This is a genomic window from Myxococcus sp. CA040A, from assembly GCF_013336725.1.
Classification (GTDB): Bacteria; Myxococcota; Myxococcia; order Myxococcales; family Myxococcaceae; genus Myxococcus; species Myxococcus llanfairpwllgwyngyllgogerychwyrndrobwllllantysiliogogogochensis.
This window is the reverse complement of the sequence record NZ_JABUMR010000008.1, coordinates 188,642-204,314: the sequence shown is the minus strand read 5'-3', so window position 1 is coordinate 204,314 and position 15,673 is coordinate 188,642. Positions and strand designations below refer to the sequence as shown.

Here is a 15,673-nt window from a genome sequence, read left to right as displayed (position 1 = left end):
CCCGCGCTCAGTGTCGTTGCACGGGCGGCGCGAGCGCCGGACGGCCGAACACCACGACCCGGTCACGCCCTTCGCGCTTGGCCTCGTAGAGGGCCGCGTCCGCCGCCTTCATCAGCGCATCCGTATCGTCCCGGGGTGTTTCCAATGTGTGGTCGGCGATGCCGACACTCACGCTCAACCCGAAGGAAGCAGGGCGGCCGTCGCTCTTCTGCACGCCGACGGAATGCAGCCCGGTGCGGATGCGCTCGGCGAACACCGCCGCTTCCAGCGCCGTCTGGTGGGGAAGGAGCGCCACGAACTCGTCGCCGCCGAAGCGCGCCGCGAAGTCCGACTCGCGCAGATTGCCCTTGAGCTGGTTGGCCAACGCGAGGATGGCTCGGTTGCCCACGTCGTGCCCCATCCCGTCGTTGATGGCCTTGAGGTGGTCCAGGTCGATGACCACCACGCTGAGCGGGTAGCCGTAGCGCTGGGCCCGGCGCAGCTCCTCTTCCAGCCGCACGGTGAGCGCCCGGAAGTTCGCCAGCCCCGTGAGGGCATCCGTCTGGGCGAGGATCTGAAGCCGCCGCTGCTGTTCGCTCTGCCGCAGCGCCCGGTCGATCCGTGCCATCAGCTCCCTCGCGCTCGCCGGCTTGTGGATGAAGTCCACCGCCCCCATCTCCAGGCAGCGCTCCAGGGTGGCCTCGTCCGCGTCCCCGGTCAGGAAGATGACCGGCGTCGACTCCGTGCGGGAGTCCCGCTGCAGCGCTTCCAACACCGCCAGCCCATCCCCGCTGGGCAGGAATCTGTCCAGGAGCACCAGGTCGGGACGATGTTCGCTCGCCAACTCCAGCCCCACGCCCGCATCCGCCGCGCCCAGGACATCGAAGCGCGAGGCGAGCAGGTCCGACAGGCTCTCCAACACGCTCGCGTCATCCTCGATGACCAGGAGGAGGGACCGCTCCGAGGTGCGCCCTCGCCGTTGCATGAACCTCTCCGCTTCGTTGATCTCCCGATGATTCGCGGTCCAGAGGTCTCGGATGCCACGCCCCACCAGGTGCTCTCGCCGCCCCTGCGCCCCACGCGCATCCGCCACCGCCCGGTCCTGCGAGCACCCATCCCCACCCGCAACCTTCACCCGAGACCTCCGGCCGCCAGGCCCGACTGCTGTGCGCGGCGGGTGTCATCCCCGTCGGCGCGCGTGGGCGAAGAGCAAGCAGCATGCCCTTGGAGCAGGCATGCGGCCGGGAGTCATTTCAGGGGGTTGCGATGCGAACGCTTCCTCGCAAAGAAGGCGGATCGGAAGTCGTTCCAGCGTCAGGGTAGGGGAGGCGGTAGGAATTCCCGGGCGAAGGAGGGCGCGCACGCCCCCCTCGCTCCTGGGATCAACGTCGGGTAACGAACTGCATGCGGCGTCCACCACCGCCCATGGGAGGCATCGTCGGCGGGGCCTCGAGCCCGAACTGCCACCACAGCGGCTCGTAGGGCTTCATCTTCAGCCGCTTGTCGTTCTGGAGCTGGGCGAGGCTGGCCTTGAGCTTCTCGTCCTTCGGGTTCTCCTCCACGCCGCGGCCGAGCACCTTGAGGGCCTCGTCCTTCTCCTTGTTCTGCAGGAGGCACCAGGCGTAGACGGCCCAGACGATGGCTTCCTTCTTCCCGCTCTTGGTGGCGGACTCGAAGGCGGTCTTCATCCCCGCGAAGTCCTTGCGCTGGTAGCGCAGGGCACCCTCCATGGCCTTCGCCATGTAGTTGCGGGAGCTGCCCTTGCTGAAGGCCGCCTGCGCCCCGTCATGGTCCTTCACCATGTACTTCAGCATCCCGATCTGCGCGTGAATCTCCGGACCCACCATGAACTGCCACTTGTCATAGACGAGTCCCTTCTCGAGCGTCTTCACGGCCCGGTCGACCCGGCCCTGCGCGTCCTTCTGACTGGTGGGCTGGGACTGGAGGTCCTGTTGCACCGTCGTCATGAGTGCCTGGATGCGGGTGGCGACCCGCCGGGCCAGGAAGATGAAGGTACCGAGTGCGGCGATGAGGCCGGGCACCAGGCCCGCCCAGATGGAGAAGCCGGCGAACTTCACCAGCAGCGCGACCACGATTCCCACTGCCAGCGAGATGAGCAGGTTGTACATGCGGGGGCCCTCATAGCGATGTGCGTCCGGCACCGCAATCTTCGGATGCATACGGGCGACCGTCGCGGTATACGTCTGGCCGCTTCCGTAACAAACGGCCCTCTGTCGAAATTGGTAGACGAGGCGGACTCAAAATCCGCTGCGGCTGACCCCGCGTCCCGGTTCGAGTCCGGGGAGGGCCACTTCCCGAATGGGGTGGGTGACTGGCAGGGCATCGCCGGTTCCCCCGCCTGGGACCGTGGAGGACGTGCTCCGGTCAGGGGCGTTGGAGATACCCCGAGATGAAGGTTCTGCTGGTCGAGGACGACGCGAGCCTCCGGGAAGGCATGGGTGAGCTGATCTCCGACCTGGCGGAGGTGCGCTCGGTCGGCGAAGTGAGCTCGGCGCTGGCGGCCCTCGGCCAGGAGCGCTTCGACCTCGTCGTCACGGACCTGCGCATCGGCGGCGGAGAGTCAGGCGGGCGCTCGGTGCTGGAGGCGGCCCGGAAGGGGCGCCAGGCGGTGGCCATCGTCAGCGCGGCGTCTCCGGAGGAAGTGGCGCGGGCCCTGAGGCCCTTCGTCCCGGATGGCGTCCTGGTGAAGCCCTTCCAGATCGAGGACATCCTCGGGTTGGTGGAGCGCTTCCTGGCCGTGCACCGGAACGTGGAGCTGGCCTCGAGGGGCCAGGTTCCCTCCGAGAGTGACTGGGTGGAGTGCGCGCCGGGTGTGCACCTGGCCTCGCCGGGCGGCAAGGCGGCGGGCGCCATCTGGGTGCGGCTGGCGGCGGCGGGGCAGTGGGCCTGGTCGGCCCGGCCTCGTGGGCGGGAGGCGGCCCTGTTGCTGGAGGGCGAGCTGGAGATCGAGGGGACACGCTTCGTGGCCCCGGCGACGTTCTTCGTGGGTGCGGATGAAACGCCCGAGGTGCGCACGCCCACCGGGTGTCTCGTCATCACGCTCGGCCTGGACGGTTGAAAGGGCAGGTTGGCACCCGTGGACACTGTTTGGCCTACAACTCCGCATGATGCGGCACGTCTCGGTCGTCCCTCGCGGAGGGCGGCGACGGCGGCGCTGGAAGCGCACATCGCGGTGCTGCGGGGAGATCCGCTGAAGGCCGCGCTGGCCAATGCCCTGCGGGACGCGGATGGGCTCGGAGGCCAGGAGCGGCGCTTCGCCGCGCTCGTCGTTCGCGAGCTGTCCCGTCATCAGCGCCTGTTGGACCTGGCGGCGAAGCTCCTGGGCCACCCGCCGGGCAAACTGGTGATGGTGGAGGACCAGGCCCTGGTGCGGTACGCGCTATGGCGGCGCATCTTCTGTGGTGAGACCTGGGCGCGCATCGGCCCGGAGGTGCGACTGCCGGGCCCCATGAGGCCGCGCACCCTGAAGGACGAGGTGCTCCAGAAGGTGGTGGAGTCGGAGCTGCCCGAGGCGCCGCTGCCGGACTCCCACGCGGAGCGGCTCGCCATGCGGTACTCGTTCCCCAACTGGCTGGTGCAGAAGCTGGCGCAGGCGTACCCGGATGAAGCCACGCTGGAGGGACTGCTGTCGTCGCTCGACGAGGAGCCCGGCCTGCACTTCCGCGTCAGGCCTCCGGGCACGCGGGATGAAGTCCTGGCGGCGCTGGTGGAGGAGGGCGTCGCGGCGGAGGCGGTGCTCGCCGCTCCGGACGCGGTGCGCGTGGTGGATGCGAGCCATCGCGTCTTCGAGACGCGGATGATGAAGACGGGGCGACTTCAAGTTCAGGACGTGGGCAGCCAGCTCATCTCGGAGGTCTGCCGTCCGGTGGGCGGCTCGCTGACGGGCCTCACCGTCGCGGATGTCTGTGCGGGCGCGGGCGGCAAGACGCTGGCGCTGGCGGACTTCGTCGGTCCCTCGGGCCGGGTGCTCGCGGGAGACCGCTCCCGGCGCCGGCTGGCCGAGGCGCGTGAGCGGGTGCGTCACTTCTCGCTGCGGCAGGTGGCCTTCCCGCATCCCTTGCCCCTGTCCGACGCGGACGTGTTGCTCATCGACGCGCCGTGCAGCGGCACGGGCTCACTGGCGCGCGAGCCGGATCAGAAGTGGAAGCTCACCGCGCAGGAGATCGCCAAGTACCAGACGACGCAGTCCGAGCTGCTGGAGGAGGTCTCCCGGCAGGCGAAGCACGGAGCGCTCATCGTCTACGCCACCTGCTCGGTGTTGCCGGACGAGGACGAGGCCGTGGTCGAGGGCTTCCTGGCGAAACATCCGGAGTTCACCCTGGAGCCTGTCTCGGACGTGCTCGGAGCGGAACGGGCCGCGCTGGCGGCCCACGGGCCGTACCTCAAGTCCCTGCCACCCAAGGTGCCAGGGGGCGGGTTCTTCGCCGCGAGGCTGCGCCGGACGACGGGGCAGGGTTGACAGTCCACGAGCCCACACGCTACGCCAGTATTGGTTCTTCAAGGGGTGTCACCCACGTGGCGGCCGACGCGAAGCAGTCCGAGGTGGTGAAGCAGATCAACGAGGCCTTCCAGGCGGCGCAGGCCCGTCTGGCGCAGCTGCGCGAGGCGGTGGAGCGCAACACCGACCTGGCCCGCGCGAACGCCAGGGCCACAGTGCTGAAGGACCAGAAGGACCGTGCTCTCAAGGAGCTCGGCGACCTGGTCTACCGGCAGATCCAGAAGGGCAGGCTGGAGCTTCCCGCGGGCTTCGCGTCCGCGCTCAAGGCCATCGAAGCGGCCGAGCAGGCAGCCGAGGCGCATGCTCGCGAGCTCACCGATATCCTTCGGGAAGGTGAGGAAGTCGCCGAGCGGTTGAAGGTTGGAAAAAACGCACCGAAGCCTCAAACAGTTCTTGGCCCTGGGAACAAGAAACGGTAGAAGGCACCCACTTTCGACGTCGGGCCGCAACCCAAGGCGGCCAGCAGCAAAAGACGGGGCTATAGCTCAGCTGGGAGAGCGCTTGAATGGCATTCAAGAGGTCACCGGTTCGATCCCGGTTAGCTCCACTCTGAAGTAGAAAGGCCCGCCCGGGAAACCTGGCGGGCCTTTTTCATTTCCGATGGGCGGTCGCGAGCGATGGCCCCGGTTTCGCGCCGGGCCTCACGCGGCTTCCTTGGGTGCGTGACCGACGACTCCCCGGTGCTGCTCCGCGCTGGCGTCCCGTCCTCCGCATTCTTCCAAGCACGATTCGAGGTCTCGGCGATGTCGCGACGTGGTGAACGTGGCCCCTTCGACGCTACTCACTGTGGCGCGGCACGGGGACATGGGGACGCGATGGACGAGGACTCTCGACAGCCGACGAAGTTGGTCGGTGACTGTGCCCTGGCGAAGGAAGATGCTGCGACGTCGCGGGCTTCTCGGATATGGGGGCCCGCGAGAGGCCGAGCAATGCGCAGACACCTGGATCGAGGCGTGGCAGTGGCGCTGGTGCTCGCGGGTGGGCTGTCGGCCGCCCAGCTCACGCCAGGCTCCGCGGGGCAGGGCGGTGGCTCGACGCCGGGAACGACGGGGACCTCGGGCAGCTCGACGCCGGGGACGACGGGGACCACCGGCAGCGGTCAGTCCGGGACGGGAACCGGGACGACGGGAAGCCCCACGCCCACTCCCACTCCGAGCACGGGAACGCCGACGCCTGGCGCCGCCGCGCCGCAGGCTCCCGCCACGTCGACGGGCTCGACGGGAGGCACCACGCTTCCTCCAGGTCCGCCGACGATTGCGCCCGAGACGGTGGATACCTCCACCAACCCTTCCGGGGGGCGCACGGTGTCTCCGGCGCCCATGCGAGAGACCGCGCGCGAGGCGCAGCAGGCCAAGGAGGGCGTGGCGCAGGTGCCGGATGCGGACGCCCCGCCCGCCAAGGCCGCGCCCCTGACGTTGGGGCAGTTGGTGGAACGGGCGCGCGCGACGGACTCCCGCGTGGAGGAGGCGAGCGCGGAGCTGCGCAAGTTCCAGGCGCTCTACAAGCAGGCGAAGTGGGCCTGGTTCCCCAAGTTCGAGATCTCCGTGGGCGCGGGAGGCCCGGTGCCCGAGGCGCGCAATGACGGCGTCGGCGGCCCGCCCACGACCGAGGCGTCCTACGAAGGCGACTGGAACCTCGGCAAGGTCGGCGTGACGGTGTTCTCCTCGGGAAACGCGGTGCTGCCGCTCTACACGTTCGGCAAGCTGACCGCGCTGGAGAAGGCGGGCGCGCAGGGCCCCATCCTCGGCGCCGCGCTGCGCGAGCGGGCCCAGGACGAGGCGGGCTTCCAGGCCGCGCAGGCGTACTTCAGCTACCAGCTTGCGCGCTCCGGGGTGCAGCAGCTCGAGGAGGTCTCCAAGCGACTGGAGGACGCCGCCGAGCGCATCGCCGCGCTCCTGAAGGAGGAGTCACCCCAGGTGACCCAGGTGGACACGTACAAGGTCCGCTTCTTCCGGCAGATCGTCGAGGCCAAGAAGGCCGAGGCGATTCAAGGGCGCGCGCTCGCGCTGACCGCCATCGGCGTGCTGGCCAACGCCGCCCCCGGTGCGGCGGTCGACGTCGTAGAAGAAGAGCTGGCGCCCGAAGCGGAGGTGCAGCCGCCCTCGCTGGAGCGGGCGCTGGCGTTGGCCGATCAGTACCGGCCGGAGTTCACCGCTATCGCCGCGGGCATCGTCGCGCGTGAGTCCGAAGTGCTCATCCGTGAACGGAGCTACTTCCCGGACCTGGGGCTCGCGGGGTTCTACGACGTGCGGTTCACCAGCAGCGCCACCCGGCAGCGCAGCCCCTTCGCGTATGACCCGTACAATGATCGCACCGCGGGCCTCGGCCTGGTGGTGCGGGGGACGTTCGACATCCCCATCAAGGACGCGCAGTTGGATCAGGCGCGGGCGGAGCTCGACAAGCTGCGCGCCCAGGAGAAACAGATTCGCGCCGGCATCCGCCTGGAAGTGGCGAAGGTGCATGGCGAGCTGGTGGCCGCGTGGTCTCGGGCCCGGGCGTATACGGACGCGGAGAAGAGCGCGCGTCGCTGGGTCACCTCCGCGTTCGCCGCCTTCGACCTGGGGACGGGCGAAACGCGCGATTTGGTGGACGCCTTCACGGCCTATGCGCAGGTTACAGGCGACCGGTCGAAGAGCTGGTTCGACGTCCGGTTGGGAATGGCGGCCCTCGCCCGAGTCACGGGGACGCCACCCGCCCCAGGTGAATAATCGGGGCGCCGCGTCTGTCCGCTGTACCGTCCTCCTTCACGGAGTCGAAAAGCCATGATTGCTTCCCTGCTTGCCGCCACCCTGATCGCCGCGGCGCCTGGTCCCCTCTCGGTCGTCAAGTCCGGGAACGCGGATGTCCAGAAGGCCGCCAACGCTCCCGGCGCCACCGTTGAATCCCTCGCCAGCGTCGTCGAGAAGTTCGTCGACTTCCAGGAGCTGGCGAAGCGCGCCCTCGGAGACAAGACGTGGGCCACGCTCACGCCCGCCCAGCGCAAGGACTTCTCCGAGACGATGACGGGGCTCCTGCGCGCCTCCTATGCCCAGAAGGCCATTGGCCAGGCCCAGGCCGAAGTGAAGTACGGCAAGGAGTCCATCGAGGGCACCGAGGCCACCGTCAACACGACGCTCACCCTCAAGAAGGACCAGATTCCCGTCGACTACCGCCTGTACAAGCCCAGCGCCAAGAGCGACTGGCGCATCTACGACGTCGTCACCGACGAGGTGTCCCTCGTGGACACGTACAAGGGCCAGTTCCAGAAGCTGCTGAGCACCAAGGGCTTCGACGGCCTGCTCTCCACCTTGAAGACCAAGCGGGCGCAGCTCGAGAAGGAGAACGCGGCCAACTCGGCCAAGGGCTCCACGGGCGCAACGGGCTCGGCGACGGGCGGCTCGGCGGGTCCGACGAAGTGAGCTGACGCGAACCCCGCGTCACCGAAGCACTCCAGGCCGGGGCTCCCACGCGAGGGGCCTCGGCCTTCGTCTTTTCAGGTGCGCGCGATCTGCTGGTACGACGCGAGGGTCCCGACGAGCCCGTCGGCCAGGGCAATGGTGGGCAGGAAGCCCAGCTCACGCGAGGCGCGCTCGGTGGTGCAGGTCCACGCCGCGGCGGTCATCTCCCGCACCTTGTCGCGGTTGAGGATGGGGGTGATTCCGCGCAGCCGGGCGATGACTTCGGACCCCAGGCCAATCATGTAGCCCACGCTGTCGGGCACGGGCAGCACGGTGGGGGCCTTGAGGCCCAGCGCATGGGCCACCGCCGCGCACAGCTCTTCCCAGGTGTACTCGCGTCCATCGGAGACGGTGTACACGCCGCGCGCCGGGTCGGCCTTGTCCAGCGTGGGGCCTCGCTCGGCGGCCGCGAGCAACGCGGTGTTCAGGTCATCGACGTGGATGAGCGAGTAGCGCTTGGGCCCGAAGCCGCTCTTGAGCGCCAGCCCTCGCTCCGCCATGGGAATCACGGAGGGGATGAACTCCACGTCGCCAGGGCCATAGACCATGGGGGGCCGGACGATGACGGAGGGCACCCGGTCCGCGAGCTCGCGCACGGCCTCCTCGCCCCCCAGCTTGCTGCGGCCGTAGACGGAGACGGGCGCCGGAGGGTCCTCCTCCCGGCGCGGACGCTCCGGTGTGGACGGCCCGGCGGCGGCCAGCGACGAGCAGTAGACGAGCCGGGGAGGGCGGGGCAGTGACGCCATGGCCTCCGCGACGCGGCGGGTGCCATTCGCATTGCCCTCGAAGTAGCCCGCGGGCTCCCGGGCCTTGGTGACGCCGGCCAGGTGCAGGACACAGTCGACGTCGCGCACGGCCTCCGCCAGGCCCTCGCCCGTCGTCAGGTCTCCCACGGCGAACCGGGCACCGAGCGCCGCGAGCGCGTCGCGACGAGAGCTGGAGCGCACGAGCGCCGTGAGCGAGTCACCCCGCTCGACAATGCGGCTCGCGAGCCGATGGCCGATGAAACCAGTGCCACCGGTGAGGAGGAAGCGCACGAGGAGACTCCAGGAGGATTACAGCGGGCGCTGGTAGATGCGGTACGCCTTGGAGCGCTGGCCACCCATCGACTCGATGGCGCGGTTGACGAGGTGGTTGTCCTCGAGCGTCCAGGAGATCTCTCCACCGGAGTACCCGAGGCGGTGCGCGGTGCGCAGCGTGTCCAGGTACAGGATGGCGTCCAGCCCTCGGCGCCGGTAGCCCTCCTTGATTCCGAGGGTGATGAGGCGCAGGCGGCGGATGCTTCGCGAGGCGAGCGCCAGCTTCACCAGGCCGATGGGCAGGCCGAACGTCGTCAGGCGCCCGTTGGCGGCCTTGAGCGCGTGGTTGGCGTCCGGCAGCGTCATGGAGAAGGCGACAGGCTCACCCTTCACCTCGGCGATGAGCACCAGCTCCGGCCGGACGATGGTCTTCATGTCCTTGGCCAGGTGGTCGAACTCCCGGTCCGTGAAGGGCACGAAGCCCCAGTTCTTCTCCCAGGCCGAGTTGTAGATGTCGCGGATGCGCTCGACCTCGTTGGCGAAGTCCTTGAGGTTCACCGCGCGCACGGTGATGCCCTCGCGCTGGCGCATCTTCTCCGCGATGCGCACCACCTTCTCCGGCGGCTCCGCGGACGAGGACAGCTCGTAGGCGAACAGGTCCTTGGCCTTCACCAGCCCGCACGCCTCGATGAGCGACGCGTAGTAGGGCGGGTTGTACGGCATCATCACGGCCGGCGGCGAGTCGTGCCCCTCGATGAGCAGACCCCAGTCCTGGTTGGACGAGAAGTTGGCCGGCCCGAGCATGGCGTCCAGCCCGCGCTGCTTCAGCCATGCCCCCGCCGCGTCGAGCAGCAGTCGCGCGACGCCCGCGTCATTCACGCACTCGAAGAGGCCGAAGAAGCCCTCCTTGGTGCCGTGAATCTCCTGGTGACGTGGGTTGCGGATGGCGGCGATGCGGCCCACCACCTCCTGGCCCCTCCGGGCGAGGAACAGCTCCACCTCGCCATACTCGAAGAAGGGGTTCTTCTTCGGGTCCAGGAAGTCCTTGCGCTCCATCTCCAGCGGGGGGACCCAGTTGGGGTCTCCCGCGTACAGCGAGGCCGGGAAGCGGATGAACGTCATCTGCGCCGCGGCGCCCCGCACGGGCGTCACCAGGACGTCGAAGGGGAGGGGAGGAAGGGCGGGCTGTGTCGCGGGTGGCTCGGCGGGCAGGGCCATGGGGGATCAGGTCCTCTCGGCGGGGTTGCCGTCGGTGCCGTTGCGCATGAAGAAGTGCGCGCCCTTCTCCAGGAGGAGGCCGGGCAGCGTGCCGCGCTTCTCCCACAGCTTCATGGGCGCGGAGCGCAGCTGACGCAGGTCCTCCGGCTGGAGGTTGGCCGCGCGCCAGGTGAGCTGCTCCACCGCGTCGAAGATCTTCCCGGCCACCTCGCGCGACGACATGCGCTGCAGCTGCTCCAGGGTGATGCCGCCCTTGTCCGCGAGCAGGCCGGCGGAGCCCGCCGCCCACTTCTCGCTCGCCTTGTTGGAGCGCACGGACGTGCCCGGGCGGGCGATCTGCACCGGCTCGTACACCGTGGGGCGCGTCTCCGGAATCACGCCCAGCTTGCGGCCGATGGTCTCGAAGGTGTCCAGCACCCGGTCCAACTGCGCGTCGGTGTGCGTGGCCATGTACGAGGTGCGGATGAGCGCGTGGCCCGCCTCCACCGCCGGCGGAATCACCGGGTTGGCGAAGACGCCCGCCTCATGCAGCGCGCGCCAGAAGCGGAAGCACTTCACCTGGTCGCCGATGTGCACCGGAACCACGGGCGACACCGACACGCCGGTGTCGAAGCCCATGGCGCGGAAGCCGTTGTGCATCTTCTCCGCGATGTCCAGCAGGCGGGCGCGGCGCTGCGGCTCCGCCTCGATGATCTCCAGCGCCTTGAGCGCCGAGGCGATGGACGCCGGCGTCATGGACGCGGAGAAGATGACCGAGCGGGACTTGTGGCGGATGTAGTTGATGACGTCGAACGGACCGGACAGCACTCCGCCCAGCGACGCGAAGCTCTTGGAGAACGTCCCCATGACGAGGTCCGTCTCCTTCTCCAGGCCGAAGTACTCCGAGGTGCCCCGGCCCTTCTCACCCAGCACGCCCATGGCGTGCGCGTCATCCGTCATCACCCGGGCGTTGTACTGCTTCGCCAGCTCCACGATGCGCGGCAGGTTGCAGACGTCTCCCTCCATGGAGAAGACGCCGTCGGTGATGATGATCTTCCCCGCGTTCGGATCCGCCTGGGACAAGAGCTGCTCCAGGTGGTCCATGTCGTTGTGGCGGAACTTGCGCTCGGTGGCGAAGGACAGGCGGATGCCGTCCACCAGGGATGCGTGGTTCTGCCGGTCGCTGAAGACGATGTCGTGGCGGCCGAGAATCGACGCCAGCGCCAGGTTCGTCTGGAAGCCGGTGGAGATGACCAGCGCCGACTCGCGGTTGAGGAACTTGGCCAGCCGTCCCTCCAACTCCTCATGCAGCGCCAGCGTGCCGTTCAACAACCGCGAGCCCGAGCACGTCGTCCCGAACTTCTCCGTCGCCTTGATCGCCGCTTCCTTCACGCGCGGATCCGCCGACAGGCCGAGGTAGTTGTTGGAACCAACCATGATCACCCGCTTGCCCTCGATCTCCACTTCCGTGGCGCCGTGCGACGCCTCGATGACGCGGAAGTAAGGGTAGAGGCCGGTGGCCTTCGCGATGCGGTAGTCCTTCCAATTGCTGCACTTGTCGAAGACGTCGCTCATGGTGTTCTGTGGTCTTTCTGTATGTCTGCGTCGGGGGAGGGTTTGTCGCCTGTCAGGCGGATGCATCGCTCCGGTCGCCACTCACCATGCAGGGCTCGTTCCCGAGCCGGGGGCAACCTTGCGTCCGTCGACCTCCCTCGGGGGACGCGGGGCGGTGAATAAAGAGGCCGAGAGGCAGTGTCAAGGCGCGGACTGTCGCTTGAGTCCCATGCGAGAGGCCCTTTGACGCCCGTGCCTTGACAGCACTGGCGCTTTGGTGGCACCCCGCCGCATCGCACCGTCTTCCAGTGGATACTGGAAAGTACCGTGTGTACTCGGCTGCACGTCCGGCGGCACCTGAATGACCGGCGGAAGGCTTTCCAGCCGCCCGTTGTTTGGGGGGGCTACGAATGGCCGGGAATTTGCTATGCCCGGCGTTCATCGAGGAGTGGACGGTGGCCAGGTCTCTGCGGGAACGGTGGTTCGAGGGGTTCATCCAGACGGCGGTCTCCCGGCCCTGGTACGTGCTGCTGATCTGCGCATTGCTCGCCGCGGGCGGTATGGCACTGGCGTCGCGGTTGGAGTTTCGTGGTTCATTCGTGGAACTGCTTCCCCAGGGAGCCCGTGAAGTCCAGGACCTGACACGCGTGTCGCAGAAGGCCGGCGGGGATGGGTACCTGGTCATCGTCGCGAAGGGGGACACGCCGGAGCGGCTGAAGGCTTACGCGAGCGAGCTGAAATCGCGGCTGGAGGCCCTGCCGGAGGTCCGCTACGTCGAGCACAGCTACGACGTGGAGTTCTTCCGTCGTCACGGGCTGTTGCTGCTGCCGGCGGAGAAGCTGGTGGAGCTGCGCACGGAACTGGCGGCGCGGGTGCGCTACGAGCGGCAGCAGGCCAATCCCTTCTACATCGACCTGGGAGCCACGCCCCCTCCGCCCACGTTCGAGGAGATTGCCCGCAAGCACTCGCCCAACGCGCCGGTGCACGAGTACCTGGCCAACGCGGACGGCACCGAGGTGTACCTCATGCTCAAGCCCATGGGGACGGCGGGAGATCTCTCCTTCGCTCGCCGCTTCGTGGAGCTGGCCATGGGCACGGGCCGGACGCTGGCCTCGGAGCGCTTTCCGGCCGTGAAGCTGGAGGCCACGGGCAACTTCCAGAACCGCATCGAGGAAGACGCGGTGATGCGGGGCGACCTGTCGCGCGCCGGCATGCTGTCCGCGCTCATCGCGGTGGGGCTCATCCTGCTGGCCACGCGACGCATCGCGGCGCTGGCCGTCGTCGGCGTGCCCGTCGTCGTGGGGCTGCTGGTGACGTTCGGTGTGGCGCAGCTCGCCATCGGCCACCTCAACGTGGTGACGGGCTTCCTGGTCGCCATCCTCATCGGCCTGGGCATCGAGTACGGCGTGCACCTGTGCATGCGCTACTGGGAGGAGCGGCGGACGCGCTCGTCGCGCGACGCGCTGGCCACGGCGGTGCGCGGCACGTTCAGCGGCGCGCTCACCTCGGCGGTGACGAACGCGGCGGCCTTCTTTGTGCTGCTCCTGGCGCAGTTCCACGCCTTCAACCAGTTCGGCTTCCTGGCGGGCCTGGGCGTGCTGCTCGCCGTCATCGCGGCCTATGCGCTGGGACCATCACTGCTCGCCATCGCGGAGCGACTGCGCCCCGCGCGCAAGGACGGCGCGCCCGCGTCGGCGGAGACCGCCACGTCGGCGGCACCCCCGGCTCCGGCGCGCGAGTGGAAGCGCTGGCCCACGCCCGTCATCGCGCTGTTGGCTCTCTTGGTGGTGGGCTTCGCCGCGTTCTCCGTCTCCATCGCCCCGCGACTGGGGTTCGAGACGGACATGCGCAAGCTGAAGGGTGACTCGCCGGCGTCGCGGCTGGATGACCATGTCACCGAGCAGTTGGGACAGCCGCTCAACCCGGCCATCTTCCTGGTCGACGACCTGGCCCAGGTGGCGAAGGTGGAGCAGGTCATCGCGGAGGTGAAGCAGCGCAACGGCGCCGACTCCGTGTTCCTGCGCACCACCTCCTTGAACGACCTGGTGCCGGGAGACCTGGAGCGACGGGAGAAGGAGATCGCTGGCATCCGGGCGCTGCTGCAGGGGCTGCCCGAGGCGGCGCACGAGGATCCGCGGCTGAAGGACTTCGAGCAGATGGTGGAAGCGAAGCCCTACGGCCTGGACTCGCTGCCCGTGGAGGTGCGCCGTCGCTTCCTGGCCACCGACGGCCAGGGCACCTTCCTGCTGCTGTTCCCCTCCGTGTCCAACTACGACACCGACGACCTGAAGCGCTGGGCCGCGCAGATCGACCAGGTGGTGGAGACGGCGACGGCGCGGGGCGTGGAGATGTCCGTCCTGGACAGCAACCGCATCGCCGCGCGCATCTTCGCGCTGGTGCGCGGAGACGGACTGCTCATCCTCTGCTCCGCGGCGGCGGTGGTGTTCGTCGTCATCCTGCTGAGTCTGCGCAGCCTGAAGCGCGCGCTGCTGGTGACGGGGCCGCTGTTCCTGGGCATGACGTGCCTGGCGGGCGGCATGTACCTGTTCGACGTGCAGCTCAACTTCATCAACGCCGTGGTGCTGCCGAATCTCCTGGCCATCGCCGTGGACAACTCCATCCACCTGTATCACCGGTACGAGGAGGAGGGCCCCGGCTCGCTCGGCAAGGTGGTGCGACACACGGGGCTGGCGGCCGTGGTGGCCACGCTGTCGAACGCGGCGGGCTACGGCGCGCTGCTCGTGGCCAACCACCAGGGATTGCGCAGCATCGGACAGATTGCGCTACTTGGGGTCGTGTGCACCTTCTTGGGGACCACGGTCTTCTTCCCCGCGCTGCTCGCCCTCCTGGAGCGCTGGAAGGAGAGGCAGGGCTCGGTCGCCCGGGAGGGTGCTGTCGTCCGGAGCCTGGAGCTCGACATGGCCGGTCAGGACACCGCGCCATCGGGGGAGCGGAAATCGGCGTGAGTCTCGTGACCTTCCAGAGCTTTCGTGGCTCCGTCCCCATGAATGGCCCTCGTGATGTGCAGGTCCGGCTGGGGGCGGTGGACCTCATCATCGTCATCGCGTGCTCGCTCGGGGCCTTTGTCCTGCTCGGGCCGGGACGCTGGGCGCCGCAGGCCATCCCCAACGCGGGGCTGTTCGCCTCCATGGCCGCCGGTCCGCTGGTGCTGCGGACGTTGGAGTCCTGGTTCCCTCGCCAGCGCTGGTTGACGGTCATCGCCGACTTCTGGTTGCTGCCCGTGGCGGTGCTGACGCACTCGTGGCTGTCGCCGGTGGTGGACACGCTCAACCCGTTCCTGCGCGACGCGCAGCTCGTGGCGGCGGACCAGCGCATCTTCGGGTTCCAGGCGGCGGTGGTGCTCGCGCACGTCGTGCCGCCGTGGCTCAACGACGTGCTGATGGTCTGCTACTACGGCCACTTCGTCTGGCCGTTGGTGCTGGGCATCGGGCTGTACTACCGGGCGCGGGGCGCCTCGGCGGAGTTCGACGAGTACCTGCTGGGACTGGGCCTGCTGTTCATCCTCAACTACTCGGCCTACTCGCTGGTGCCCGCCGTGGGGCCGCGCTACTTCCTGGTCGACGCGTTCAGCGGGCCGCTGCAGGGCACGTGGACGCCGATGCTGGACTCCATCATGCGCAGGCCCCTCTTCGGTCGGGACTGCTTCCCGTCGGGCCACACCGGCACCACGCTGGTGGTGCTGTTCTACTCGTGGCGGTTCTCCCGGAAGCTGTTCTGGGTGATGTTGCTGCCGGGCCTGGGGCTCATCGTCGCGACGCTGGCCGGGCGCTTCCACTACGCCACGGACCTTTTGTGCGCGGTGCCGCTGGTGATGGTGGTGGTGGGCATGTCCGCGGCCCTGTCCCGAGCGGCCCGCCAGCGCGAGAGCGAGAGAGCCGCGCGTTCCGTCCCGGTGGACGCTATCTTGCGCCCCTGAGCCCGGTCCGGCGACTGACGCCGGCCGCCAG

Annotated in this window: 12 protein-coding genes and 2 tRNA genes; 9 read left to right on the top strand and 5 right to left on the bottom strand. The window is 68.9% G+C overall.

Annotation, left to right across the window (positions count from 1 at the left end; genetic code table 11):
• Positions 1–7 precede the first annotated feature (7 nt).
• Positions 8–964, bottom strand: coding sequence for a diguanylate cyclase (locus tag HUA75_RS33715; RefSeq protein WP_141645883.1), 957 nt, complete (start codon positions 962–964; stop codon positions 8–10).
• Between the two features lie 397 nt (positions 965–1,361).
• A complete protein-coding gene (locus HUA75_RS33710) occupies positions 1,362–2,108 on the bottom strand; it encodes a lipopolysaccharide assembly protein LapB (protein WP_141645884.1) in 747 nt (248 codons plus the stop codon).
• Positions 2,109–2,204: 96 nt separating this feature from the next.
• On the opposite strand from HUA75_RS33710, the gene HUA75_RS33705 reads away from it, so the two are divergent.
• The 7 genes from HUA75_RS33705 (at position 2,205) to HUA75_RS33675 (ending at position 7,896) form a co-directional block, all read left to right on the top strand.
• Positions 2,205–2,290, top strand: a tRNA-Leu gene (locus tag HUA75_RS33705).
• Between the two features lie 99 nt (positions 2,291–2,389).
• The gene (locus HUA75_RS47800) at positions 2,390–3,058 is read left to right on the top strand and encodes a response regulator (RefSeq protein ID WP_141645863.1); all 669 of its coding nucleotides are present in this window, start codon (positions 2,390–2,392) and stop codon (positions 3,056–3,058) included.
• Positions 3,059–3,172: 114 nt separating this feature from the next.
• On the top strand, positions 3,173–4,459 hold the full coding sequence (locus tag HUA75_RS33695; RefSeq protein WP_141645885.1) for an RsmB/NOP family class I SAM-dependent RNA methyltransferase: 1,287 nt from the start codon (positions 3,173–3,175) through the stop codon (positions 4,457–4,459).
• Between the two features lie 56 nt (positions 4,460–4,515).
• Positions 4,516–4,917, top strand: a complete 402-nt coding sequence (locus tag HUA75_RS33690) for a hypothetical protein (RefSeq protein WP_174455490.1) — start codon at positions 4,516–4,518, stop codon at positions 4,915–4,917.
• 55 nt (positions 4,918–4,972) lie between these two features.
• Positions 4,973–5,045, top strand: a tRNA-Ala gene (locus HUA75_RS33685).
• A 382-nt stretch (positions 5,046–5,427) separates the two neighbouring features.
• Entirely contained in the window at positions 5,428–7,206 is a 1,779-nt protein-coding gene (locus HUA75_RS33680) for a TolC family protein (RefSeq protein WP_141645865.1), read from the top strand.
• 54 nt (positions 7,207–7,260) lie between these two features.
• Positions 7,261–7,896 (top strand): phospholipid-binding protein MlaC, encoded by a 636-nt coding sequence (locus HUA75_RS33675; RefSeq protein ID WP_141645866.1) that lies wholly within the window; start codon positions 7,261–7,263, stop codon positions 7,894–7,896.
• A gap of 74 nt (positions 7,897–7,970) precedes the next feature.
• On the opposite strand, the gene HUA75_RS33670 is transcribed toward HUA75_RS33675, so the two are convergent.
• From HUA75_RS33670 to HUA75_RS33660, 3 genes are read right to left on the bottom strand one after another with little or no spacing between them, the layout of a single operon-like run.
• Positions 7,971–8,972: an NAD(P)-dependent oxidoreductase gene (locus tag HUA75_RS33670; RefSeq protein WP_174488724.1), complete on the bottom strand. Its 1,002-nt coding sequence runs from the start codon at positions 8,970–8,972 to the stop codon at positions 7,971–7,973.
• Between the two features lie 18 nt (positions 8,973–8,990).
• Positions 8,991–10,172 (bottom strand): N-acetyltransferase, encoded by a 1,182-nt coding sequence (locus HUA75_RS33665; RefSeq protein WP_141645868.1) that lies wholly within the window; start codon positions 10,170–10,172, stop codon positions 8,991–8,993.
• Between the two features lie 6 nt (positions 10,173–10,178).
• Complete coding sequence (locus HUA75_RS33660) at positions 10,179–11,726, bottom strand: aminotransferase class I/II-fold pyridoxal phosphate-dependent enzyme (protein WP_141645869.1); 1,548 nt, start codon at positions 11,724–11,726, stop codon at positions 10,179–10,181.
• 434 nt (positions 11,727–12,160) lie between these two features.
• Between HUA75_RS33660 and HUA75_RS33655 the strand changes: the two genes are divergently transcribed.
• Entirely contained in the window at positions 12,161–14,671 is a 2,511-nt protein-coding gene (locus tag HUA75_RS33655; protein WP_174488723.1) for an MMPL family transporter, read from the top strand.
• Positions 14,668–15,642, top strand: a complete 975-nt coding sequence (locus HUA75_RS33650; RefSeq protein WP_371746251.1) for a phosphatase PAP2 family protein — start codon at positions 14,668–14,670, stop codon at positions 15,640–15,642. Before HUA75_RS33655 ends, HUA75_RS33650 begins: the two co-directional genes overlap by 4 nt.
• Positions 15,643–15,673: the final 31 nt, after the last annotated feature.